The organism is Streptomyces sp. LE64 (genome assembly GCF_052606915.1).
In genome coordinates this window covers 3,543,116-3,565,923 of record NZ_CP199708.1, presented here as the reverse complement: position 1 = coordinate 3,565,923, position 22,808 = coordinate 3,543,116, and the positions used below count along the sequence as shown (strand labels likewise).

Genomic DNA, 22,808 nt, shown 5'->3' with positions numbered 1-22,808 from the left:
GGTCGATACGACGGGCCCGGACGGCACCGCGGGCGCGAGGGGCCGGGCCGGCGGTGGCGGTCTGTCTCGGGCTCCTGCTGTCGGCACCCGGCACCGCCGTGGCGGCGCCCGCGCCGCCTCCCCCGTCGCCGGGTGCCGTGGACGACAACGGTGCCCGCGGCGGTGCCACCGCGGGGGACGGCGCGCCGGCGGACGTCGCACGCCTGGAAGACGTGCGCCTACGGCTCGACGGGCTCTACCGCGAGGCGGCGCGGGCCACCGACGCCTTCAATGCGGCCGAGCAGGTCGTCACCACCCAGGCGGCGACCATCGCCGACCTCCACGAGCGGATCGAGCTCGGACAACGGCGGCTGGAGCGGCTCAAGGACCGGGCCGGCGCCGCCGCCCGGGCCCACTACCGCAGCGGCGGGTTGCCGCCCGGGATACGGCTGACGCTGAGCGACGACCCGGCGAACTTCCTGGACGGGGTCGAGCGGACCATGACCGGCCAACGCGCCCTGCACACGCTGATCACCCGGCTCGGCCGCACCCAGGAGACCCTGCGGACCCACGCCGCGAACGCCGTCTCCCACCAGGAGGAGCTGACGGAGGCCCGCGCCGAGAAGGACGCCGCGCGCAAGGAGATACGGCGCAAGCTCGCCGCAGCCGAGGAGTTGGAGGAGTCCCTCGCCGCCGAGGAACGAGCCCGTCTCCGCGAGTTGGAGGAGGGCAGCCAGCGGGACGCCCAGGAGGCCTGGCTCGGCTCCCGGGCCCCCGAGGACGGCGGCGCCCGACCGGGTGACCAGGCCGCGGCGGCCATCGCCTACGCCACCGAACAGCTCGGCCTCCCCTACGAGTGGGGTGCCGAGGGCCCGCGCTCCTTCGACTGCTCCGGCCTCACCCAGCAGGCGTGGGCGGCGGCCGGGGTCACCGTCCCCCGCACCTCGCAGGAGCAGTGGCGCACCCTGCGCCGGGTGTCCGAGGCGGAGCTACGGCCGGGCGACCTGATCATCTACCACGCCGACGCCAGCCACGTCGGGCTGTACACGGGGAAGGGATCGATCATCCACGCCCCGCGGCCGGGTCGCACGGTCACCGTGGCGGGCGCGGGTTCCATGCCGATACTGGGCGTGGTCAGGCCGGGCGGCTGAACCCCGGGACGCACCGACGCGCCCACCTCGGGGCACGTGACCTACGGCACGCACGGGGGCCGTCGCTCAACCCGCACGGCGTGACGTTCGTCATCCCGTACAGACACCCCCATGGCGCTCGACTGTCCAATTGCGGGAGGGGATGCGGCATATGACACGAGCCGATTGCCCGGCAGCTCGGGGCACCTCGTTCCCCCGCACCGCCGCATACCGCTATGGTCCCGGTCTGGCGGTGCGTCGTTCGACGCCCCGTCGCGCGCCCTCGGGGGGAGGGAAGGAATCAAGACGATGCCCGCACCCGTACCGCGGCCACGAGCGATACCAGCAGTCGAGAACGATCCGGCCCACAGCGCCGCAGCGCCCGTCCTGACGTCGGACGCCCCCGCACAGGCCCCGACGGCCACCGACCGGGCGGGGTCCGCCGCCACGCCCGGCAGCGGCCTGAGCCTGCTGGTGATCGAGGACGACCCCGCGGGTTCCCTGGGCATCCCGGACCTCCTGGACGCCGCCGGCAAGCCCATACGCATCCGCACCGCCCGCAACCTCACCGAAGCCGAGCGCCTGCTCACCGACGACGTCCACTGCATCCTGTTGGACCTCGCCCTGACCCTCCCGCCCGGCGCGCGGTCACGCACCCCGGCGGCGGGCGAAGCCCGCCCCGCCACCGACCGGACGAACCGGCCCGAGAACACCCAAACCCCCAAGGCCGACGGAACCGGCGAAGCCGATGAACTCGCCTCGCTCAAGCACGTACTGCGCCTGGCCCCCGGGCACGCCGTCCTCGCCCTGACCACCTCCGGAGACGCCGAACGCGGAGCCGAGGCGGTGCGGGTCGGCGCCCAGGACTACCTGTTCCGCGACGAACTCGACGCCCGACTGCTCAGCCGCGCGATCCGGTACGCGGTGGAACGCAAGCGGGCCGACGCCGCACAGCAGAAGCTGACCGAGTCCCGGCTACGGGCCCAGGAGAACGCCCGGCTGGAACGCGGACTGCTCCCCAAACCGCTGCTGGACGGCGCCCGGCTGAGTTTCGCGGCCAGCTACCTCCCCGGCCGCTCCCGCGCCCTGCTCGGCGGCGACTTCTACGACGTGGTGCGCATGCCGGACGGCACGGTGCACGCGATGATCGGCGACGTCTGCGGGCACGGACCGGACGAGGCGGCCCTCGGCGTCGAACTGCGCATCGCCTGGCGGGCACTGACCCTGGCCGGGTTGTGCGGGGACGAACTCCTCTCCACCCTCCAGCAGGTCCTGGAGCACGAACGGTCCGACGAGGAGATCTTCGCGACGCTCTGCACGGTCGACATCGCCCCGGACGGACGGCGGGCGGGGCTGTCCCTCGCCGGCCACCCGACGCCCCTGGTGGTCCGACCCGGCCGGCTCGCGGAACTGCTCCCGTACGAGAGCGGCGGCCCCGCACTCGGACTGCTGCCGCAGGCCCGCTGGCCCAGGCGGCAGGTGGAACTGGGCGGGACGTGGAGCCTGATGCTCTACACGGACGGCCTGATCGAGGGCCGGGTGGGCGAGGGCAACCAGCGGCTCGGCCAGGACGGCATGGTGGAACTGGTCCGCCGCCAGCTCGCCGCCGGCCGGCACGGCGAGGAACTGCTGGAAGCGACCGTGAACGAGGCCCGCACGCTCAACGGCGGGGACCTCACCGACGACGTGGCGGTGGTCCTCCTGGACCGGGAGCCCGGACACTAGCCGGACGCCGGGAACGACACCCGCCGGAGAACGCCCCGTGCCCGGTCACACCAGGTGTGACCGGGCACGGTCGGGTCGGATCGGTCCGGCACGGGACGGCGCACGCGGCGCGCAACCCGCGACGGCGGCGCTACCGGCCGCCGTTGTAGGGACCGTACGGGCCGTCGCTGCTGCTGCCGCCCCGGCGGCCACCGCCGGTGACCCCGCGCAGCGCGGGACGCACGTCCACGAAGAAGACGATCGTCGCGATCAACCCGATGACCTGGAGGAACAGCATGGGAATCAACAGGTTCACGGCCACCGTGACCCCCAGGATGATCAGCCAGAACATCTTGTTCTGCTTGTCAGCCGCTCGGTAGGCGTCCTCGCGGGCGAAGGCCGCCATCACCAGGGCCACCACGGACATGACCGTGATGGCCACGAAGAGCCAGCCGAGCACGTCGTTGAATCCTGCTCGCAGCACAGCTTCCACCACCCGTGTCGATTCGTCCTACGCCGCCACCGTACCCGCTCGACGGGACGGGCACGCGGGTCGTTCCCGTCCCTCGCCGCGCCGGGCCGTCACTCGGCGGCGGGCGGAGTGTCCTTCTTGGCCGCCGGCTTGCGGGCGGGCGCCTTCCTGGCCGCGGGCTTCTTCGGCGCCGCCGCGGGGGCCTCCCCCAGGGGGGACTCCTGCGCCGGCACGGTGCGGGCCGTCGACGCGGCGGTCGTCGACGCCGGTCGGGCACGACGGGCCTTCGGTGCGACCCCGTCCGCCCCCTCCGTCCCGGACACCTCATCGGTCACGGGCGCCTCGTCGGTCACGTCGGGGCGCGCGGGCGTCGGCTCCGGGGCCGGCGCCACGGCCCGGACCGGGGCGAGGTCCTCGTCGACGGGCTCACCGCGCCAGGTCCGCACGGTGCGCTCGCCGTGCTCGGCGACCTTCTCGTACGTCTCCCTGGCCTTGACGGCGTACTCGGCGGCGACCCCGACCCCCCGCAGGGCGAGGTCCTGCGCCGAGTCTCCGAGCTTCTTGAAGTCCCCGTCCAGAGCGGTGAGGAACTCGTTCATCTTGACCTGGACGGTCTCCTGGACCTCCCGGGCCCGCGCAGCAGCCTTGTCCTGCACCGCCTTCGGGTCGGCGTTGCGCACCGCCTCGATGCGGCCGGGCGCCTCGGCGCGGAGCTGCTCCACGAGGCCGGGCACCTTCTTGGCCTGCTGGAACGCCAGGTCAGCGGTGCCGGCGGCGAAGTAGAGGGGGGTCGGGTCGGAGAGGGTCTTGCGCAGTTCGTCGGTGATGGCCATGGTCAGCGGTCCTCCTGGATCACTTCGGATCACATCGTGCGTCGGGTCGATCGGCCGGCCGGGACTCGGTCGGCCGGTGGCAGCGCCTCAGTCGGGTCGGCGGTCCCGCTCGTCCTCCCCGATCCCCCCGGGCTCCGGCTCCGGCTCCGGCTCCGACCCTGGTGTCGCACCGTCCGCCGTCGTGGGTGCCGCGGACGCGACCGGCGGGCCGTCGGTGCCGTTCTCCTTGCGGAACGACTCGTAGATCTGGAGCAGCACCTGCTTCTGCTGCTCGGTGAGGGAGGGATCGCCGAGGAGGACGGCCCGCGTCTCCAGCTCGCTCCGCTCCCGCTCGTCGAGGATCCCGGCCCGGACGTACAGGGTCTCCGCGGAGATACGCAGCGCCTTGGCGACCTGCTGAAGCACCTCCGCGGAGGGCTTGCGCAGCCCGCGCTCGATCTGGCTGAGGTACGGATTGGAGACTCCGGCGGCCTCGGCGAGCTGGCGCAGCGAGAGCCGCGCGCCGCGCCGCTGCTCGCGCAGGTACTCCCCGAGGTTGCCGACGTTGAGCGATGCCATGCCCCTACCGTGCACCGTAGCGCTAACAATTGCAAGCAATTCGCTAGCAGGAGTGTGCCGGGGGCGTCCGGGGCGGACGGGCCCGAACGGATCGGCGCCGGTGTTCCGCCTCGTTCCATCCGCCGGTGGGTGCCACGGCGAGCGCTTCCCACGTTCCCGGTCGCGCCGGCCACCGGGATCATCGCCGGCTCTCCCCTGGCTCGGGGTCAAGGAGGCGACCCCGCCGCCCGACCGGAGCGATCTGCCCGGCCGAGCACCGCCCGGTTGACCTTCACCCCGGGGGAGCCCCGAGCATCGGTGAGGCCGGGCGAGGTGCTCGGCGCGAGGAGGGACGGGCATGGGGTTGTTGACCATCGGGGCGTTCGCGAAGGCGTCCCGGCTGTCGCCGAAGGCACTGCGCCTCTACGACGAGCTCGGTCTGCTGACCCCGGCTCGGGTCGACCCGGTCACCGGCTACCGCCACTACGCACCGGAACAGGTGGACCAGGCCCGACTGGTCGCCTGGCTCCGGCGGCTGGGCATGCCGCTGGCCCGCATCCGGCACGTCCGCACGCTGGAGGCGGAGGCGGCGGCCCGGGAGGTGCGCGCGTTCTGGGCCCGGGTCGAAGCGGACACCGCCGCACGGCGTGATCTGGCCGCCTTCCTCGTCGACCACCTGTCCCGGAAGGACCCCGCCATGTCCCCGCCCGACCCGTCCCTCGGAATCCGCTACGCCGCCCGGTCCGACACCGGCCGGGTGCGCGGGAGCAACCAGGACACCGCCCACGCCGGTCCCCGGCTGCTCGCCGTCGCCGACGGCTACGGCAGCCGCGGGGCCCTGGCCAGCATGGTGGCCGTCGACGCGCTCAAGCCCCTGGAGGCCGAGGACCTCCCGACGGACGACCTCCTCAACCTGCTCCACGACGCCGTGGAGCGGGCCGAGCACGCGGTGCACGGCGTCGCCGGCGCGGCCCCGGAGGACGCCGGCACCACGCTCACCGCGATGCTCTGGACCGGATCACGACTGGCCCTCGTCCACATCGGCGACTCCCGCGTCCACCTCCTGCGCGACGGAGAGCTGTTCCAGATCACCCACGACCACACCGTGGTGCAGGCGATGGTCGACGAGGGCCGCCTCGCCCCGGAGGAGGCCGCCACCCATCCCCAGCGGTCCCTGTTGGCCCGCGCCCTGGGCCGGGGCGCCGACGCCACCCCCGACCTGCGTCTGCACGACGCCCGGCGGGGGGACCGGTACCTGCTCTGCTCCGACGGCCTGTCGACCGTGGTGTCGGCCGAAGAGGTCCGCCGGGTGCTCTCCGACGTCGACGAACCCGAGCGGGCGGTCCGCGAACTGATCGCCCTCGCCAACGGCGCGGGCGGACCCGACAACGTCAGCTGCGTCGTCGCCGATGTCGTGGACCTCCCGCAGCCGGAGCCCCGGCGGTAGGGGCGGGACCGCCTTCCCGCCGCGGCCCCGGCTGCCCCGCCCGGCGTCCCGCACCGGTGAGGTCGACCGGGCGGGACCGTCCGGGGAGGCCGCCGACGACCGCTCGGCGGCGGGTCAGTAGGCCCGGGCCACGACGGCCGCGTTGCCCGGCTGGTCGTCGTGCTCGGGCACCGAACCGTCCGCGGCGACCAGACAGCGCACGGTCAGCCCGCGTTCGGCGAGGCGCGCCTCGCCCTCCGGCCCCAGGGCGGCCCACGGGACGCGGGCCCAGCCGGTGGCCGCCGCCTCGGCGGCCTCCTCCACCGTGCTGACCTCGACGGTGCGTGCCGTCCGCCGTCCGCGGGCCTGTGCGAGCAGCAGCGCCTGGTCGTCCTCCAACACCCCGGGCAGGATCCCGGGGAGGGCGCCGATCGGGGTGGGCGCCTTGCTGCCCGGGATGCGGCGCACCAGCACGGCGGTGTCGTTCGCCAGGTCGCGCGGTCCGACCTCGACGCGGACCGGGACCCCCTTGAGTTCCCAGTCGACCGCGCGGCGGCCGAACGGGACGTCGGTGCGGTCGTCGACCTCGGTGCGGACGCCGGCCGCGGTCAGTCCTGCGGCGATCTCCCGCACCCTGGGCAGGACCGTCCCGTCGTCCTTGACGGCGAGGACGACCACTTGGACGGGGGCCAGCCGGGGCGGGACGCGCAGGCCGTCGTCGTCCCCGTGCATCATCACCAGGGCGCCGACCAGACGCGTGGTAAGTCGTTCGCGTCCCGTTCCGTCGCCGGGGAGACTGACCCGCATGGTCCTCCACCCGCACGAGATCCCCGTCGACGAGTCGCTGGTGCGGTCCCTGGTGGCGGACCAGTTGCCGCAGTGGGCCGGGCTGCCGCTGTCACCGGCCGGCGCGGGCACCGACAACACGATGTACCGCCTGGGGGACGAGTTGCTGGTGCGGGTCCCCCGGACCGCCGGGAACGCGCGGGCCGTGCGCAAGGAGCAGGAGTGGCTGCCCCGGTTGGCGCCCCTGCTGCCCCTCCCGGTTCCCGCGGTCGTCCACGCCGGGACGCCCACGGACGCCTTCCCACTGGCCTGGTCGGTGCACCGCTGGATCGACGGCGAGGTGGCGGGGCCGGGAACGGTGCGGGACTGGGCCGCGTTCGGGACGGAACTCGCCGCCTTCGTGAGGGAGTTGCACCGGACCGACCTCATGGGCGCCGTCCGGGCGGAGGGCCTCGACTGGTACCGCGGGGGCTCCCCGCGGCCGTGCGACGAGTGGGTCGGCGGATGCCTGGCGGACTGCCGCCGCCTGGTGGGTGCGGAGTTGGACGTGGACGCGTTGGAGGAGGTGTGGCGGGCGGGTCTGGCCCTGCCCGGGCCCGACGGCCCCCACGGGTGGCTGCACGGCGATCTGAAGCCGAGCAACCTGCTGGTCCGGGACGGCGGACTGCACGCAGTGATCGACTTCGGGGGGCTGTCGGTCGGCTTCCCCGACGCCGAACACGCCGCCCTGTGGGACCTGCCGCCGGCCGCCCGGCTGGCGTACCGGGAAGCCCTGGAGTTGGACGACGTCACCTGGGCCCGGGCCCGCGCCTGGGCCGTCGCGGTCGGCGTCAGCGGCATCCCGTACTACTGGGACGTGCTGCCCGCGTTCGTCGCCGAGTGCCGGGCCCGGCTGCGGGCGGTCCTCGCGGAGCTCGCCGGTACGGGCTGAGCGGACCGCCGGCGCGCCTCGGCAGCGTGCGCGACGGCGCCCGCGTCAGCGAGCACGTCCGGCCGACCGCCGATCGGGTGGACGTCCACGGGTCCGCCCGGAAGGGGGTGTTCCGCACCGCACGGCGACAAGCCGGGCACCCGGTCCGCCGCCACCGGCGCGGCGGGCACCGGCTCGGCGTCCCGACGACCTCCCCCGCGGCCCCCGGCCCGTCCGGCGGCCGCGGCCCGAACCGGCCGGGAACGGGGCGGTACTCAGCCGAATCCGTGACGCGTCACCCCCCGCACATCTGCCCGAGTCGGGGCCCCGGGGCCGGGCGGGGGTCACGTCCTCGCTGGTGGGAGGCCCGGCGGAGGCGCTCGTTCACCCGCGCTCGCGCGCGGCGGGGGCGCGAAACGGCGTGCGCGTTCCGTGCCCCCGTTTACGGATCGTCTTTTCCTGACAGCCTCGTCACAGGTGTCCGACGCCCGGCGCCTTGCGACGGCCCGACGCACCAGCCGACCCGGAGGAGGAGCGGGCCGGGCACGACGTCGGCCCGCCCGCCGGCCGGGTCCGCAGAGAAGAGACGAGACGTACCGAAGGAGCTCCATGTTCGCAGGGATCGGGCGGTCCTCCGTCAGGCACCCGTGGCTGACCATCCTCGGTTGGCTGGTCGCCGCGGTCGCCCTGACCGTGTTCGCCCCCCAGTTCAAGTCCAGCGCCGACCAGGCCGACTTCCTTCCGGGCCACTACGAGTCCCTGCAGGTGGCCGACCTCCAGGAGCGGTCCTTCCCGCAACAGGAACGACCCGCCGCCACCGCCGTGTTCCGGCGCGAGGACGGCGGCGTGCTGACCGCCGGGGACAAGGCCGACGTGGTGCGGGTGACGGACGGGCTCGACCGGGCGGGGGTGGAGCTGATCGAGAGCGTGAAGACCAGCCCGCAGGCCGTCTCCCCCAACGGGAAGATCGCCCTGGCCAGCATCGTGTCGACGGTGGACGACCACCAGGACCCGGAGCTGCTCGACGCCGTCAAGGAGCTGCGGGAACGGGTCGGGCCCTTGGTCGCCGGCACCGACCTGCACGTGGGGCTCACCGGGGCGGCGGCCAGCGCCCTGGACACCCAGGAGTCCTCCGGCGACACCGACGCCATGATCACCATGGCGACGCTGGCCCTCATCGTGATCCTGCTGCTGGTGATCTTCCGCAGTCCGTTGATCGCCCTGCTGCCGGTGCTGATCATCTCCGTGGTCTTCGTGGTGGCCAGCGGATTGATCGCCACCGCCGCCGAACTGGTCGGCCTCACCGCGGACTCCTCCGTCAGCTCGATCCTCATCGTGGTGCTGTTCGGGGTCGGCACCGACTACATCCTCTTCCTGGTGTTCCGCTGGCGGGAGCAGTTGCGCGCCGGGCAGGAGCCGAAGGCCGCGATGGAGGAGGCGGTGGCCCGGGTCGGTGAGACCGTCGCCTCGGCCGCCGGTGCGGTGATCGTCGCCTTCCTCGCGCTGCTGCTGTCCAGCCTGGGCATGCTGCGGGCCATGGGCCCCGCGCTGGCCATCTCCGTCGCGGTGACCCTGGTCGCCGCGCTCACCCTGGTCCCGGCCGTCTTCTCGCTGCTCGGCACCCGGGCGTTCTGGCCGTCGAAGGCGTGGCGCACCGCGCCGCGCAACGAGTTGGCGGACCGCACCGGTACGGTGATCGCCCGCCGCCCGGGGACGGTCGCCGCCGCCTCGGGTGCCGTGCTCGCCGCCCTGGCGCTGGGCGTGCTCTCCTTCAACCCGGTCTTCGACAGCGGGAGTTCGCTGCCCGACGACCTGGAGTCGGTGCGCGCCTCGAAGGAGATGCAGCGCGGCTTCGCGGCCGGCCAGACCGACCCGGTGTGGGTGCTGGTCGAGGAGGAGGACGGCGGCACCCTGTCGACGGGGGCGCTCACCGCCTACGCGGAGGAGCTGCGCGGGGTCGAGGGGGTGGGCCAGGTGGCGCCCGCGGTGACCAACGCGTCGGGCGACGTCGCCCAGATCGCGGTGGTGCTCACCCACCCGCCCACCAGCGAGCAGGCCATCGAACTGGTCGGCGGGCAGCTGCGGGACACCGCCCACGCGGCGGCGCCCGAGGGCACCAGGGCACTGGTCGGCGGCCCCACCGGGGTGTTGGCGGACATCCAGGCCGCGGTGAACCGGGACTACTCACTGGTCTTCCCCGCCGCCGGCCTGGCCATCATGGTCATCCTGGGGTTGCTGCTGCGCAGCGCCGTCGCCCCCTGGTTCCTGATGCTCGCGGTGGCGCTCGGCTTCGGGGCCACCCTGGGCTCGACCGTGTGGCTGTTCCAGGACCTCAAGGGCGAGAGCGGACTGCTGTTCACCCTGCCGGTGATCGTCTACCTGTTCGTGGTGGCGATCGGCACCGACTACAACATCCTGATGGTGGCCCGGTTGCGGGAGGAGACCCGCAGCGGCGTCGACCCGCGGGAGGCCGTGCACCGTGCGGTGGCCCGGTCCGCGCCCACCATCGGTGCCGCCGCGATCATCCTGGCCGGTACGTTCGGGGTGCTGTTGTTGGCCGAGAGCACCATGTTGCAGCAGATGGGCTTCGCGGTGGCCTTCGGCATCCTGCTGACCGCGTTCGTCATGGCGCTGTTGCTGGTGCCGGCGGTCACCTCGCTGCTGGGCGACCGGGTGTGGTGGCCGGGCGAGCGGGGGCGCCGGGCCGACGCCACGGTGCCGCCGCCCGCCCCGGACGAGCAGAGCACCGTGGGGGCCTCCACCGACCGGTGAGGCCGTGCGGTCCGTCCCCCGCCGGGGACGGACCCGCTCCGGTGGGCAATTCCCGTGCCCCGGCACCGCACCGGCCCGCAGAATGACCGCCATGACCATCCCTGACGCCAAGGCCGATCTGCGCTTCTACCTCCAGTCCGCCCGTGACGCCCTGCTGTGGAAGCTCGACGGGCTCCCGGAGTACGACGTCCGCCGACCCCTGACCCCGACCGGCACCAATCTGCTGGGGCTGGTGAAGCACGCGGCCGGGGTGGAACTGGGCTACCTGGGCGACACCTTCGGCCGGCCGTCCGGGGAACCGCAGCCGTGGGTGACGGAGGAAGCCGAGCCCAACGCGGACATGTGGGCCACCGCGGAGGAGACCCGCGAGGAGTTGGTGGCGCTGTACCACCGGGCGTGGGCGCACGCCGACGCGACGATCGAGGCCCTGCCCCTGGACGCGGTCGGCCGGGTGCCGTGGTGGCCGGCCGGACGGGACGAGGTGACCCTGCACCACGCGGTGGTGCGCGTCATCGCCGACACCCACCGGCACGCCGGCCACGCCGACATCCTCCGTGAGCTGATCGACGGCGCGGTGGGCATGAACGAGGGCAACGCCAGCATGGCGGAGGGCGACGCGACCTGGTGGCGGCGCCACCGCGAGCGGGTCGAGCGGGCCGCTCGGGAGGCCGGTGGAACCGCCGGCTGAGGCCGGGCCCGGCCTGGCTTGGCATCACCTGGCACCACCTGGCACCGATTGGCGCTATTCAGCGCCAATCGGTGCCATTTCAGCGCCAAACCTGCACCCATTGCACTCTGCGAGCGCCCGTCGAGCATCGAAACCGGCTCGATTCTCTGAACATTTCCGCAGCTCAAACCCCATGGCGCCACCGTCAAAGCCACTATGGCACCACTCAGGCTTGCGCATGCGCCATCGTGATGCCACTATTGCGTCATGGACCTCACACCGTATGTCGACACCCTGCGACGCGAACTCGCCGTGGCCGCCGAGGCCGGCGGGGAGGACGCCCGCGAGCTGGCCGAGCGGCTCACCGCCCCGCTGGAGTCGGCGACCCGTCTGGTCATGCTCAACGTGCTCTCCGCCGCGATGGACGAGATCACCCGCGAACTGGCGCCCGGCTCGGTCGACGTCCGACTGCGCGGGGTGGACCCCGACTTCGTGGTGACCCCGCCGCCCGCCGACAGCGGTGCCGCGGACGCCGCGCCGCCCGTGGAACCGCTCGCGGCACCCGCCGGCGGCGAGGAGGGCGGCACCGCCCGGGTCAACCTGCGCCTGCCGGCGCACCTCAAGGCGCGCGCCGAGGAGGCCGCAAGCCGCGAGGGCCTGTCGGTCAACGCGTGGTTGGTGCGGGCCGTGTCTGCGGCGGTCGGCAGCGCGCAGCCGCGCACGGTGGAGACGTCCCGCGCCGTCGGTCAGAGCTTCACGGGCTGGGTGCGCTGACCGCGCCCCCCGTACCCCTGCTTTCCCTGCACGTCCCGTTCACCCCAGTGCGTCCCGCGAGGGACGATCCCGAGACCCACGAGGACGGTACCGCCATGCCTTCTTTCGACACCCCCCAGCCGATCTCCGTCACCGCGCACGTGGAGGGCGGTTCCGTCCGGTTCGCCGCGGGCGACCGCCTCGACACCGTCGTCGAGGTGCGGCCCCGCGACCCGCAGAAGGACCGGGACGTGCGGACGGCCGGGCAGACCGCGGTCACCTTCGAGGACGGCGAACTGACCGTCCGCACGCCCAAGGCCGGCATGCTCGGCCGCATCGGCACCGTGGACGTGACGGTCGAGCTGCCCGCCGGCTCCGCCGTGCACGCGACCGGCTCCTGGACCCGGGTGGTCGGCGAGGGGCGACTCGGCGAGGTGCGCGTGAAGACCTCCACCGGTGACGTCCGCCTCGACACGACCGGTCGGCTGCGACTGGCCGCCGCGCACGGCGAGATCGACATCGACCGGGTGACGGGCGCCGCCGAGATCTCCACCAGCTCCGGCCGGCTGCACGTCGGCACCATCGAAGGGGACGCCGTGCTGAAGAACTCGCACGGCAGCACCACCGTCGGCACCGCGCTCGGCGAGCTGCGGGTGCGCGGCGCCAACGGGGACATCGTCATCGGTCACGCCGGGGGGTCGGTGGCCGCCACCACCGCGCACGGCGCCCTGCGGGTCGACGCGGTCACCAGTGGACAGGTGCGGCTGGAGACCGCCTTCGGCTCCATCGCGGTCGGCGTCAGCGAGGGCACCGCCGCCTGGCTGGACGTCAGCTCCGAGATGGGGCAGGTGCACAACGCGCTCACCGGCTCCGAGGGGCCCGGCAAGAGCGAGGACACCGTCGAGGTCCGCGCCCGGACCCGCTTCGGCAACATCGAGGTGCGGCGCGCCCGGGCCTGACCCCCGGACACCCCCTCACCGGCTCCGTCTCCCTCCGTCACCCCAGCCCCGAACGGGAGGGCCCCATGCCTTCTTCTGTCATGCCCACAACAAGACGTACGGAGCGCGCACCGGCACCCGCCGCGGTCTCCGCCCTCGGCCTGCGCAAGTCCTACGGCGACAAGACCGTGCTCGACGGCATCGACCTGCACATCCCGGCCGGTTCCGTGTTCGCGCTGCTCGGCCCCAACGGCGCCGGCAAGACCACCACCGTGCAGATCCTCTCCACCCTCGTCGCCGCGGACGGCGGACGGGCCCAGGTCGCCGGCCACGACATCGCCACCGCGCCGGCGGGGGTGCGCTCCGCGATCGGCGTCACCGGACAGTTCGCCGCCCTGGACGACCTGCTGACCGCCGAGGAGAATCTGCTCCTCATGGCCGACCTGCTGCGGCTGGGCAAGCGCGAAGGGCGCGCCCGCACGCGGGAGTTGCTCCGACGCTTCGACATCGCGGACGTCGCCCACCAGCGGGCGGCGACCTTCTCCGGCGGCATGCGGCGCCGACTGGACCTCGCCATGACCCTGGTCGGCGACCCCCGGGTGATCTTCCTGGACGAGCCGACCACCGGACTCGACCCCCGTAGCCGTCGCACCATGTGGGACACGGTGCGCTCGCTGGTCGCGGGCGGCACCACGGTCTTCCTCACCACCCAGTACCTGGAGGAGGCGGACCAGTTGGCCGACCGGATCGCCGTGCTCGACGGCGGCCGGATCGTCGCCGAGGGCACCGCCGACGAGCTCAAGGGACGCATCCCCGGCAGCCACGTCCGGCTGCGGTTCAGCGAGCCCGCCGCGTACGAGCGGGCCGCTTCGGCCTTCGCCGGGGCGGCCCGGGACGACGAGGAACTCGCCCTGCGCATCGCGGGCGACGGCGGCCTGGACGCCCTGCGCGCCCTGATCGACCGGCTCGACGCCGCCGACGTCCGGGCGGCCGACCTCTCCGTGCACACCCCCGACCTGGACGACGTCTTCCTCGCCCTGACCGGCCAGGGCACCGCCGCCGCCCCCCTGCACGTCAAGGAGACCCAGCGATGAGCACCCTCGCCCACACCGTGCAGGACTCGACGACGATGCTGCGGCGCAACCTCAAGCACGCCGTCCGCTACCCGGCGGTCTCGTTCGGCAGCGCCATGATGCCGATCTCCATGCTCCTCCTTTTCGTATACGCCTTCGGCGAGTCGATGGGCAGCAGCATGGGCGGCCGGGACGCCTACCTCGACTACCTGACCCCCGGCATCCTCATCATGGGGGTGGCGTCCGGCTCGATGTCGACCTCGATCGCGGTCTGCTCCGACATGACCGAGGGCATCATCAACCGCTTCCGCACCATGAACATCGTCCGCTCCTCGTTCATGACGGGCCACGTCCTCGGCAGCATGATCCAGACGCTGGTGAGCCTGGTGCTGGTGGTGGGCGTCGCCCTCGCCCTCGGCTTCCGGTCCGACGCGAGCGCGCTGGAGTGGCTCGCCGCGGCCGGTCTGGTCTCGGGCATCGCCTTCGCGATCACCTGGCTGTCGGCGGCGCTGGGCCTGATCTCCAAGACCGTGGAGTCCGCGAGCAACAAGCCGCTGCTGGTCCAGTTCCTGCCCTTCCTCGGCTCCGCGTTCGCGCCGGCCGAGTCGATGTCCCCGGGGCTGCGCTGGTTCGCCGAGCACCAGCCCTTCACCCCGATGACCGAGACCCTGCGCGGGCTGCTGACCGGCAGCGCGATCGGCAACAGCGGCTGGATCTCCCTCGCCTGGTGCGTCGGCGTGGCCATGATCGGCTACTTCTGGTCGCGCTCGCTGTTCAACGGCACCACCAAGCGCTGAGGGCACCCGACGAGCCCGGGTGGTGGGCCCCACAGGGGGGAGCCCACCACCCGGGCCCTCCCCGTGCGCCCGGGAACCTCCGGCCGCCCCGCCCCGACCACTGGGACGACCGGACGACAGCGAGGAGCCGCCCATGAACCACCCGCCCGCACGGGGCCGACGCGGGGTGCTGCGCACCGCCGCCGCCGTGACCCTGACCACCGGACTCGCCTCCACCGCCACGGCCACCGCGGCCCGGGCCGAATCCGCCGCCGCTCCCCCGCCGCGGGAGTCCCTCGACGTGGCGGTGCTGCTGTACGACGGGTTCACCGCGCTGGACGCGGTCGGGCCCTACGAGACGCTGTGCCGACTCCCGGGCGTCCGGGTGACGACGGTGGCCGCACGGCGCGGGCCGGTGCGCACCGACACCGGGCAGCTCGGCCTGGTCGCTGAACGGTCACTGCGCGAACTGCCGCGCGCCGACGTGCTGGTGGTGCCCGGCGGGGGCGAACGCGGGACCGTCGCGACCATGCGGGACGCCCGCGTCCTGGAGTGGATCCGCGGGGTGCACCGGCACAGCCGGTGGACGACCTCCGTCTGCACCGGATCGCTGATCCTCGGCGCGGCCGGCCTGCTGCGCGGGCTGCCCGCCACCACGTACTGGGCCTCCCGCGACTACCTGAAGGAGGTCGGCGCGGTGTACGCACCGGGCCGGTTCGTGACGGCCGGCAAGGTCATCACCGCGGCCGGGGTCTCCGCCGGCATCGACATGGCCCTGCACCTGGCCGCCACGCTCTCCGGCGAGCAGGTGGCCCGGGCGGTCCAACTGGCGGTGGAGTACGACCCCGAGCCCCCCTTCGACTCCGGCAGCCCCGAGAAGGCCGACGTGGCCACCCGGGCCCTGGCCCTGAAGCTGATCGCCGACGCCGCCCGCTGACCGCTGACCGGCGGAGAGGGTACGGGACGATCCGCCACGGGATCGTCCCGTGCCGGACGGATGTGGTTACCCTGGCGCCCATGACCCACCCGGCCCCGCGGCGCACCGCGCCCGACCTCTCGTTCCTCCTCGACCACACCGGTCACGTACTGCGCACCCGGATGGCCGCCGCGCTGGCCGAGGTCGGACTCACCGCCCGGATGCACTGCGTCCTGGTGCACGCCCTGGAGGCGGAGCGCACCCAGATCCAACTCGCCGAACTCGGCGGCATGGACAAGACCACGATGGTGGTCACGGTCGACGCCCTGGAAGCGGCCGGCCTCGCCGAGCGCCGCCCCGCCCGGACGGACCGGCGGGCCCGGATCGTCGCGGTCACCGAGGCCGGCGCGGCGGCGGCCGGACGCAGCCAGGAGATCGCCGACCGGGTCCACCGGGAGGTGCTGGCCGCGCTGCCCGGCGAGGACCGCGAGGCGCTGCTGCGCGCCCTGGACCTCCTCGCCGGGGGCCCGCTGGCCACCCCGGTCGCCGCGCCCCGCCCGGCCCGGCGGGCCCGCCGGTCCCACTGAAACCCCACCCCCGGGGAGACCGAAACAAATAGTCTGCAACAAAACCATCTGCTACGGTCGTTCATGTCGTCACGCCCCGCACCGTCCCCACCAGGAGGTCCGACATGTCCGCCGCAGCCCACGACCGCACCGCCCCCGCGACCGGAGACGCCCCCGCGACCGGGGAGCGGTCCGGCCCGCCGCCCCGGGTGCTGGACGCAGGCGCGCTCGCCGCGCTGCTGGCCGCGGGGCGGTTCGGGACGCTCGCCGCGGTCCGCTCCACCGGGCACCCGCACCTGTCGACGGTGCTGTACGGGTGGGACCCGGACGAGCGCACCGTCCGGGTGTCCAGCACCGTCGAGCGGCTCAAGACCCGGCTGCTGCGCAGGAGTCCGCGGGCGGCGCTGCACGTGCCGGGGCCCGACGTGTGGTCGTTCGCGGTGGCGGAGGGCACCGTCGAGGTGTCCGAGCCGACCGCGGTGCCGGGCGACCCGGTCGGGCGGGAGCTGCTCGCCCTCACCCCGGGCTTCGAGGACCCGGCGGAGGAGGCGGCCTTCCTCGCGACCGCCGTCGCCGAGCGGCGGGTGGTGCTGCGACTGCGGGTCGAGCGGCTGTACGGGACCGCGCTCGACGTCACCGGCTGACCGGCGGAGGTTCCCCCCGACCGGACGCCGGGGAGGCCCGGCCCGGGCGCCGCCCGACCGGACGGCCCCGCTCCGCGGGAGTCCGCCCGGGTGGCACCATCGAGGGGTACACCCCCACCAGAGGGCAGGGAGCAGACGCATGACCACGGATGTAGACCGCTTCGACGTCGTCGTCCTGGGCGCGGGACCGGGCGGGTACGTCGCCGCCGTACGCGCCGCCCAGCTGGGCAAGAAGGTGGCGGTCGTCGAGGAGAAGTACTGGGGCGGCGTCTGTCTGAACGTCGGCTGCATCCCCACCAAGGCCCTGCTGCGCAACGCGGAGCTGGCGCACATCTTCACCCACGAGGCCAAGACCTTCGGCATCCGGGTGGAGGGCACGGTGTCCTTCGACTACGGGGAGGCGTTCCGCCGCAGTCGACGGGTCGCGGACGGCCGGGTCAAGGGCGTCCACTACCTGATGAAGAAGAACGCGATCACCGAGATCGACGGCCGGGGCACCTTCGTCGACGCACACACCCTGCGGGTGGCCGCCGCCGACGGCAGCACCCGCACCGTCGCCTTCGAGCACTGCATCATCGCCACCGGCGCCACCCCGAAGCTGCTGCCCGGCACCCGGCGCACCGAACGGGTCGTCACCTACGAGGAGCAGATCCTCGCCGAGGACCTGCCGCAGTCCGTGGTGATCGCCGGGGCGGGCGCGATCGGCGTGGAGTTCGCTTACGTGCTGCACAACTACGGGGTGAAGGTGACGGTCGTCGAGTTCCTCGACCGGATCGCCCCCCTGGAGGACGTGGAGGTCTCCACGGAGCTGGCCCGCCGCTACCGCAAGCTCGGCATCGACGTGCTGACCTCGACCCGGGTGGACTCCATCGACGAGTCCGGGCCGCAGGTGCGGGTGACGGTGACCGGCAAGGACGGGGCGCAGCAGGTGCTGACCGCCGACAAGGTGCTCCAGGCGATCGGCTTCCAGCCCAACGTCACCGGGTACGGCCTGGAGGCGGCCGGGGTGCGGGTCACCGAGCGCGGGGCGATCGACGTGGACGGTCGCTGCCGCACCTCCGTGCCGCACATCTTCGCGATCGGGGACGTCACCGCGAAGCTGATGCTGGCGCACGCGGCCGAGTCGATGGGCGTCATCGCCGCGGAGACCCTCGCCGACGCCGAGACGATGGAGCTCGACTACGCGATGATCCCGCGGGCCACCTACTGCCAGCCGCAGATCGCGAGCTTCGGCTACACCGAGGCGCAGGCCCGGGATCTGGGCTACGACGTGAAGGTGGCGAAGTTCCCGTTCACCGCGAACGGCAAGTCGCACGGGCTCGGCGACACCGCGGGCTTCGTGAAGCTGATCAGCGACGCCACCCACGGGGAGCTGATCGGCGGTCACCTGATCGGCCCCGACGTCACCGAGTTGCTCCCCGAGTTGACGTTGGCCCAGCAGTGGGACCTCACGGTGCACGAGGTCGCGCGGAACGTGCACGCCCACCCGACGCTCGGCGAGGCGGTCAAGGAGGCCGTGCACGGACTCGCCGGGCACATGATCAACCTCTGAGTCCGGCTCCGGGTTCCGGGGTGCGGCCGGGGCGGCTCACCCGAACGGCAGCGGGCGGCGGTGGAGGATCTCCAACCGGGTGACCGCCCGGGTCAGCACCACGTACAGCCGGTGCGCCCCGCGCGGCTCCGCCTCCTGCACGGCGGCGGGTTCGACGAGGACGACGTGGTCGAACTCCAGCCCCTTGGCCACGGTGGCGGGCAGCAGCGTCAGCGGGCCGTCCGCACCGGGGTCCGTCGGATCGCGGGGGTCGAGCCCGGCCGCCGTCAGCGCGGCGCGCAGCCGGGGCACCTCCGCGTCCGCCGCGATCACCGCGAGCGAGCCGGTGTCGGCGGCCCGGGCGGCCTGGGCCGCCGACACCGCGGCCGCGACGGTGTCCGTCACCTGACGGATCGTCACCTCGCCGTCGTGGCGCAGCGAGCGGATCAGCGGCACCTCGACGTCCAGTCCGGCCAGCAGCCGGTTCGCCAGCTCGGCCACCGGTGCCGGCAGCCGGAACCCGGCGCTCAGGGCCGCCCGGCGGGCCCCGGGCCGCCCCAGGTGGCCCAGGAGTTCGGACCAGGAGCGGGGCGCCCACGGGGTGGTGGCCTGGGCCAGGTCGCCCAGGACGGTCAGCGCGCCGTGCGGGACGCGGCGGGCGATCGCCCGGCACTCCATCGGGGAGAGGTCCTGCGCCTCGTCCACCACGATGTGCCCGTATCCGTCGGGCGGGGCGATGAGTCCGGCGAGTTCGTCCAGCAGCACCAGGTCGGCCGTCGTCCACCGCGCCGACCGGCACGAGCGCGGGGTCCGTGCCGGGTCCCAGCGCAGCACCGCCCGTTCGGCCGGGTCGAGCAACCCTTCGGCAGCCCGGTCCAGGGCGGCGGAATCGGCGAGCAGCTCGGCCAGGACCTCCTCGGGCGTCACCCGGGGCCACACCGCGTCCAGCAGGGCCGTGACGGGGCGGGACCGCTCGGTGCGGCGCAGCCATCCCTCGCCGCGCGGGCCCGCACCGCGTTCGGCCCCCTCCCGCAGCCGGGCGGCGACCCGGGCCGCGACCCGGGCGCGGCCGGTGGCGTACGGGGGCCGCTCGGCGCGGACGGCGGCGACCAACTCCCGGAGGTCGGCGGCGGGCAGTCGCCAGCGGTGGGCGCCGTCCGGGACGGTGAGACCGGCGTCCGTGACGGCCCCGGGGCGCACCCGTGCGTACAGGGCGCGGCGGAGCACCTCGGCCATCCGGGGGTCGTGCTTGACGCGGGCGGCGTCCGGGGCGTCGTGGGCGCGCACCGGCTGCCGGGCGAGGAGCTCCGCCACCGTGGACCGGCGGACGCCGTCCTCGCCGAGGGAGGGCAGCACCCGGGCGATGTACCGCAGGAAGGCGGGGCCGGGGCCGAGGACCAGCAGCCCGGAGCGGTGCAGTCGCCGGGGGTGGGTGTAGAGCAGGTACGCGGCCCGGTGCAGGCCGACCGCGGTCTTCCCGGTGCCGGGGGCGCCCTGGACGCAGAGCGATTCGGTGAGGTCCGCGCGGACCAGGTCGTCCTGGTCGGGCTGGATGGTGGCGGCGATGTCGCGCATGGGCCCGGTGCGGGGACGGCGGATCTCGGCGGCGAGCAGGCCGTCCGGCGCCGGGGCGCCGGGGTCGGGCCGGGCGCCGTCCCCCGGTGCGTCGAAGGTCTCGTCCTCGTACCCGGTGAGGTCCTCGGCGGCGCCCTCGCCGCCCGGGGCCCAGCCGAACCGGCGGCGGACGGCGAGGCCGTGCGGGTCGTGCGGGGCGGCCTGGTAGAAGGCCCGGGCGACCGGTGCCCGCCAGTCGACCACCAGGGGCGGGGCGGTGGGCTCCTCGGTGATCCGCATCCGGCCGATGTGGTAGCGCTGCCCGGCGTGGTCGGGGTCCGACCGGCCGTCGCCCGGGGGCCCGGCGGCGAAGTCGACGCGGCCGAAGAAGAGGGGGCCCGGCGGGAGTTCGGCGAAGGCGCGGGCCCGGGTGCGCAGCGCCCGGCCGAGGACCTCGGCGTCGGCTCCGGAGGCGGAGACGTCCGCCCCGGTGACGACCTGCCGTGCGGCATCGGCGGTCATGGCGTCCACGGCGGCCCGGCAGCGGTCGTGGTGGGCGCGTTCCGCGCGCAGCGCGGCGGTCGCGGGGTCGGTCGCGGGCTCGACGGGACGGGGCTCCGGGGCGGGGGAGGGCGACATGGGGCGACCCTAGCCCAAAAACTTAACCGAGTTACATTCTTTACTCGGTTACCTCGCCTCGCTCGACCCGCGCGTACCGCGGCAACCCGGCGCACAGGTCCGCGAACGCCGCGTCCGCCCGGGCGTGCGCCCCCTGCGCCACCTCCGCCGCACGCGCCCCCGCCACGATCCGGCGCCGGTTCTCCAGGGCCAACACCCGCCGCACCGCGATCACCTGCGCCGCGGCCAACCGCGCCGCCACCGGCACCGGCCGGTCCGCCGGGACGCCCGGGGCCAGCGCCCGCGCCAGGTGCTCCTCGGCCCGCTCCAGATGGCCGGACAACCGGGCGACCAGGGCCGGCGTCCCGTACAGCAGCCCGTGGAAGGCCAGCACCGCCGGCTCGTCGTTGAGCCCGGTCACCGGCTCGCGGCGGTCCAGACCGTCCCGGACGTCCCGGTGCAGGGCCACCAGCGGGGCGCGGCCCGCGGCCCGGCCGGCGACCACCGCCCGGGCCGCCTCGCCCTCGTGGTCGGCCAACCGGTGCAGGACCAGGTCCTCCTTGGCCGGGAAGTACCGGAACAGCGTCGGCTTGGAGATCCCGGCCGCCGCCGCCACCTCGACCACCGACACCTCGTCGAACCCCCGCTCCAGGAACAGCGCGATCGCCGTGTCGGACACCGTCCGGTAGGTCAGCAGCCGCTTGCGCTCCCGGAGCCCCATCTCACCCTCGCTCATGCCGACGAGCTTGCCACCCCGCGCGGGCGGCGGGCCCGGCGCCACCCGCCTCAGAAGAGGTCCGGGCACCAGGGCCGCCGGCCGGTGCGGAACAGGGCGTCGGCGCGGGCGGCGGCGCCCGGACGCTCCTCCTCCACCAGGCCCAGGTCCACCAGTCGCCGCACCGAGGCGTCGCCCAGCCACAGCCGGGCCAACGCACCGAGCGGCAGGACGAGTTCGGCGGAGCCGGTGGTGGGCGTGCAACTGCTGCCCTGCGGGCCGGCGTCCAGCCGGAACCGGCCGCCCGAGGGGCCGCCGGCGGCGAGGGGCTCGTCCACCACCTCGATCACCACCGAGCCGGCGGCCTCGTAGCTCCGGGCGGTCAACGCCCCGGGCACGTCCAGCAGTCGCACCCACAGCCAGTCCGCGGCGGTGGTGACCCGGGCCGCGCGGGCGTCCGGGAACAGGTCGGCCACCAGCGAGTCGGGGGCGCGCGGGCCGGTGCGCACGGTGGCGATCCAGTCGACGGCGCACAGGTACCGCCACAGGGCGCGTTCCGCGGCCGGGGTCGCGGCCGACAACTCCTCGACGGCGGCGGTGTTCAGGGGCCGCTTGCCCTCGCCCCACTTCTCGTCGGTGCGGTACACGAGCAGCCCGTCCACGGTGCCGTCCGTCGACCGGTGCACCACGCAGAAGGGCTCCTTCCACGGCTCGTCCCCGGTGGCGAACAACCCGGTGGCCCGCTGCCACCAGCGCGCGTCCCGGTCCACCGCGCCCGGCTGGCCCCGGTGCACCCGCTCGTACAGGGCGGGGCCCAGGGCACGGACCCCGTCCGGGTCGACCAGGTCGAGCCGGGCGCCCGGCTCCTCGGGGACCGGGCGGCGGGGGTCCAGCCCGGTGCGGGCCACGTCGATCTCCCACTCGGTGGCGCCGGCGGCGGGCCCGAAGCCGTAGCGGCCGTAGATGCGGTACTCGGCGGCGATCAACGTGGCGACCAGGTCGCCGCGGTCCCGGGCGGCGCGCAGGTCGGCGTCGATCATCCGGGTCAGCAGTCCGCGGCGGCGGTGTGTGGGGCTGACGGTGACGTTGCTGACCGCGTTCGCGGCCACGGGGGCGCCGCCGACCGCCGTCACCCGCTGGTCGAAGGAGCGGTAGGTGGCGACGCAGCGGCCCGCGTCGAAGGCCCCGTACAGCCGGCCCGGGGCCCCGGAACGGATCTCCACCTCCCTCGGGGTGGGGGTGGGCGTCCGGAGGAATCCGGTGCGCATCGCCCGGATCCAGTCCGGCAGTTCTCCGTCCCCAAGGGGACGCACGTCGAGGTCGGTTCGCTGTACACCCATGCCCCCCACGCTAGGGGGGCGGCGGCCCGTCTGTCGTCCGTGTTTCCGCGCACGGCGAGGGCCCGCCCCCGGGGGCGGGGGCGGGCCCGGGTCCCCGCGGCGGCACCGCCATGCAGCACCGCGGGGAGGGTCCCCCGTCCACCGGAGCACCGGGTGCGGACGGGGGGA

Annotated in this window: 20 protein-coding genes and 1 pseudogene; 14 read left to right on the top strand and 7 right to left on the bottom strand. The window is 74.5% G+C overall.

Annotation, left to right across the window (positions count from 1 at the left end; genetic code table 11):
• The first annotated feature begins 53 nt into the window (after positions 1 to 53).
• Entirely contained in the window at positions 54 to 1,130 is a 1,077-nt protein-coding gene (locus tag ACSMX9_RS16170; protein WP_445394820.1) for an NlpC/P60 family protein, read from the top strand.
• 288 nt (positions 1,131 to 1,418) lie between these two features.
• The gene (locus tag ACSMX9_RS16165) at positions 1,419 to 2,834 is read left to right on the top strand and encodes a PP2C family protein-serine/threonine phosphatase (protein WP_445394819.1); all 1,416 of its coding nucleotides are present in this window, start codon (positions 1,419 to 1,421) and stop codon (positions 2,832 to 2,834) included.
• Between the two features lie 130 nt (positions 2,835 to 2,964).
• Here the strand turns inward: ACSMX9_RS16165 and ACSMX9_RS16160 are convergent, their stop codons facing one another.
• The 3 genes from ACSMX9_RS16160 to ACSMX9_RS16150 all read right to left on the bottom strand — a co-directional run bounded on the left by ACSMX9_RS16160 (position 2,965) and on the right by ACSMX9_RS16150 (position 4,676).
• A complete protein-coding gene (locus ACSMX9_RS16160; protein ID WP_351243342.1) occupies positions 2,965 to 3,297 on the bottom strand; it encodes a DUF2516 family protein in 333 nt (110 codons plus the stop codon).
• Between the two features lie 98 nt (positions 3,298 to 3,395).
• Positions 3,396 to 4,118, bottom strand: a complete 723-nt coding sequence (locus ACSMX9_RS16155) for a hypothetical protein (RefSeq protein ID WP_445394818.1) — start codon at positions 4,116 to 4,118, stop codon at positions 3,396 to 3,398.
• 87 nt (positions 4,119 to 4,205) lie between these two features.
• A complete protein-coding gene (locus tag ACSMX9_RS16150; RefSeq protein WP_445394817.1) occupies positions 4,206 to 4,676 on the bottom strand; it encodes a helix-turn-helix domain-containing protein in 471 nt (156 codons plus the stop codon).
• Positions 4,677 to 5,013: 337 nt separating this feature from the next.
• Between ACSMX9_RS16150 and ACSMX9_RS16145 the strand changes: the two genes are divergently transcribed.
• On the top strand, positions 5,014 to 6,102 hold the full coding sequence (locus ACSMX9_RS16145) for a MerR family transcriptional regulator (protein WP_445394816.1): 1,089 nt from the start codon (positions 5,014 to 5,016) through the stop codon (positions 6,100 to 6,102).
• A 114-nt stretch (positions 6,103 to 6,216) separates the two neighbouring features.
• Here the strand turns inward: ACSMX9_RS16145 and ACSMX9_RS16140 are convergent.
• Positions 6,217 to 6,843: pseudogene (locus tag ACSMX9_RS16140) on the bottom strand (His/Gly/Thr/Pro-type tRNA ligase C-terminal domain-containing protein); the annotation flags it as partial.
• A 43-nt stretch (positions 6,844 to 6,886) separates the two neighbouring features.
• On the opposite strand from ACSMX9_RS16140, the gene ACSMX9_RS16135 reads away from it, so the two are divergent.
• From ACSMX9_RS16135 to lpdA, 11 genes are all read left to right on the top strand, one after another.
• Entirely contained in the window at positions 6,887 to 7,798 is a 912-nt protein-coding gene (locus ACSMX9_RS16135; RefSeq protein ID WP_445394815.1) for a phosphotransferase, read from the top strand.
• Between the two features lie 588 nt (positions 7,799 to 8,386).
• Positions 8,387 to 10,549 (top strand): MMPL family transporter, encoded by a 2,163-nt coding sequence (locus ACSMX9_RS16130; protein WP_445394814.1) that lies wholly within the window; start codon positions 8,387 to 8,389, stop codon positions 10,547 to 10,549.
• A gap of 91 nt (positions 10,550 to 10,640) precedes the next feature.
• Positions 10,641 to 11,237, top strand: coding sequence for a DinB family protein (locus tag ACSMX9_RS16125; protein ID WP_445394813.1), 597 nt, complete (start codon positions 10,641 to 10,643; stop codon positions 11,235 to 11,237).
• Positions 11,238 to 11,483: 246 nt separating this feature from the next.
• Positions 11,484 to 11,990 carry a hypothetical protein gene (locus ACSMX9_RS16120; RefSeq protein WP_445394812.1) on the top strand — a complete coding sequence of 169 codons (507 nt, stop codon included), beginning with the start codon at positions 11,484 to 11,486 and terminating at the stop codon, positions 11,988 to 11,990.
• Positions 11,991 to 12,085: 95 nt separating this feature from the next.
• Positions 12,086 to 12,928 (top strand): DUF4097 family beta strand repeat-containing protein, encoded by an 843-nt coding sequence (locus tag ACSMX9_RS16115; protein ID WP_445394811.1) that lies wholly within the window; start codon positions 12,086 to 12,088, stop codon positions 12,926 to 12,928.
• An 80-nt stretch (positions 12,929 to 13,008) separates the two neighbouring features.
• A complete protein-coding gene (locus ACSMX9_RS16110) occupies positions 13,009 to 14,001 on the top strand; it encodes an ATP-binding cassette domain-containing protein (RefSeq protein ID WP_445403004.1) in 993 nt (330 codons plus the stop codon).
• Positions 13,998 to 14,777, top strand: a complete 780-nt coding sequence (locus ACSMX9_RS16105) for an ABC transporter permease (RefSeq protein WP_445394810.1) — start codon at positions 13,998 to 14,000, stop codon at positions 14,775 to 14,777. The genes ACSMX9_RS16110 and ACSMX9_RS16105 overlap by 4 nt, the downstream gene beginning before the upstream one ends.
• A 133-nt stretch (positions 14,778 to 14,910) precedes the next feature.
• The gene (locus ACSMX9_RS16100; RefSeq protein WP_445394809.1) at positions 14,911 to 15,693 is read left to right on the top strand and encodes a DJ-1/PfpI family protein; all 783 of its coding nucleotides are present in this window, start codon (positions 14,911 to 14,913) and stop codon (positions 15,691 to 15,693) included.
• Positions 15,694 to 15,773: 80 nt separating this feature from the next.
• The gene (locus ACSMX9_RS16095) at positions 15,774 to 16,259 is read left to right on the top strand and encodes a MarR family winged helix-turn-helix transcriptional regulator (RefSeq protein WP_445394808.1); all 486 of its coding nucleotides are present in this window, start codon (positions 15,774 to 15,776) and stop codon (positions 16,257 to 16,259) included.
• Between the two features lie 104 nt (positions 16,260 to 16,363).
• Positions 16,364 to 16,882: a TIGR03618 family F420-dependent PPOX class oxidoreductase gene (locus ACSMX9_RS16090; protein ID WP_445394807.1), complete on the top strand. Its 519-nt coding sequence runs from the start codon at positions 16,364 to 16,366 to the stop codon at positions 16,880 to 16,882.
• Between the two features lie 139 nt (positions 16,883 to 17,021).
• Positions 17,022 to 18,434 (top strand): dihydrolipoyl dehydrogenase, encoded by a 1,413-nt coding sequence (gene lpdA, locus ACSMX9_RS16085; protein ID WP_445394806.1) that lies wholly within the window; start codon positions 17,022 to 17,024, stop codon positions 18,432 to 18,434.
• Positions 18,435 to 18,470: 36 nt separating this feature from the next.
• On the opposite strand, the gene ACSMX9_RS16080 is transcribed toward lpdA, so the two are convergent.
• Genes ACSMX9_RS16080 through ACSMX9_RS16070 form a run of 3 tightly spaced genes read right to left on the bottom strand, consistent with a single transcriptional unit; the run spans position 18,471 to position 22,640 of the window.
• Complete coding sequence (locus tag ACSMX9_RS16080; protein ID WP_445394805.1) at positions 18,471 to 20,606, bottom strand: HelD family protein; 2,136 nt, start codon at positions 20,604 to 20,606, stop codon at positions 18,471 to 18,473.
• Between the two features lie 40 nt (positions 20,607 to 20,646).
• The gene (locus ACSMX9_RS16075) at positions 20,647 to 21,321 is read right to left on the bottom strand and encodes a TetR family transcriptional regulator (protein WP_445394804.1); all 675 of its coding nucleotides are present in this window, start codon (positions 21,319 to 21,321) and stop codon (positions 20,647 to 20,649) included.
• Positions 21,322 to 21,371: 50 nt separating this feature from the next.
• Positions 21,372 to 22,640 carry a GNAT family N-acetyltransferase gene (locus tag ACSMX9_RS16070; RefSeq protein WP_445394803.1) on the bottom strand — a complete coding sequence of 423 codons (1,269 nt, stop codon included), beginning with the start codon at positions 22,638 to 22,640 and terminating at the stop codon, positions 21,372 to 21,374.
• Positions 22,641 to 22,808 lie beyond the last annotated feature (168 nt).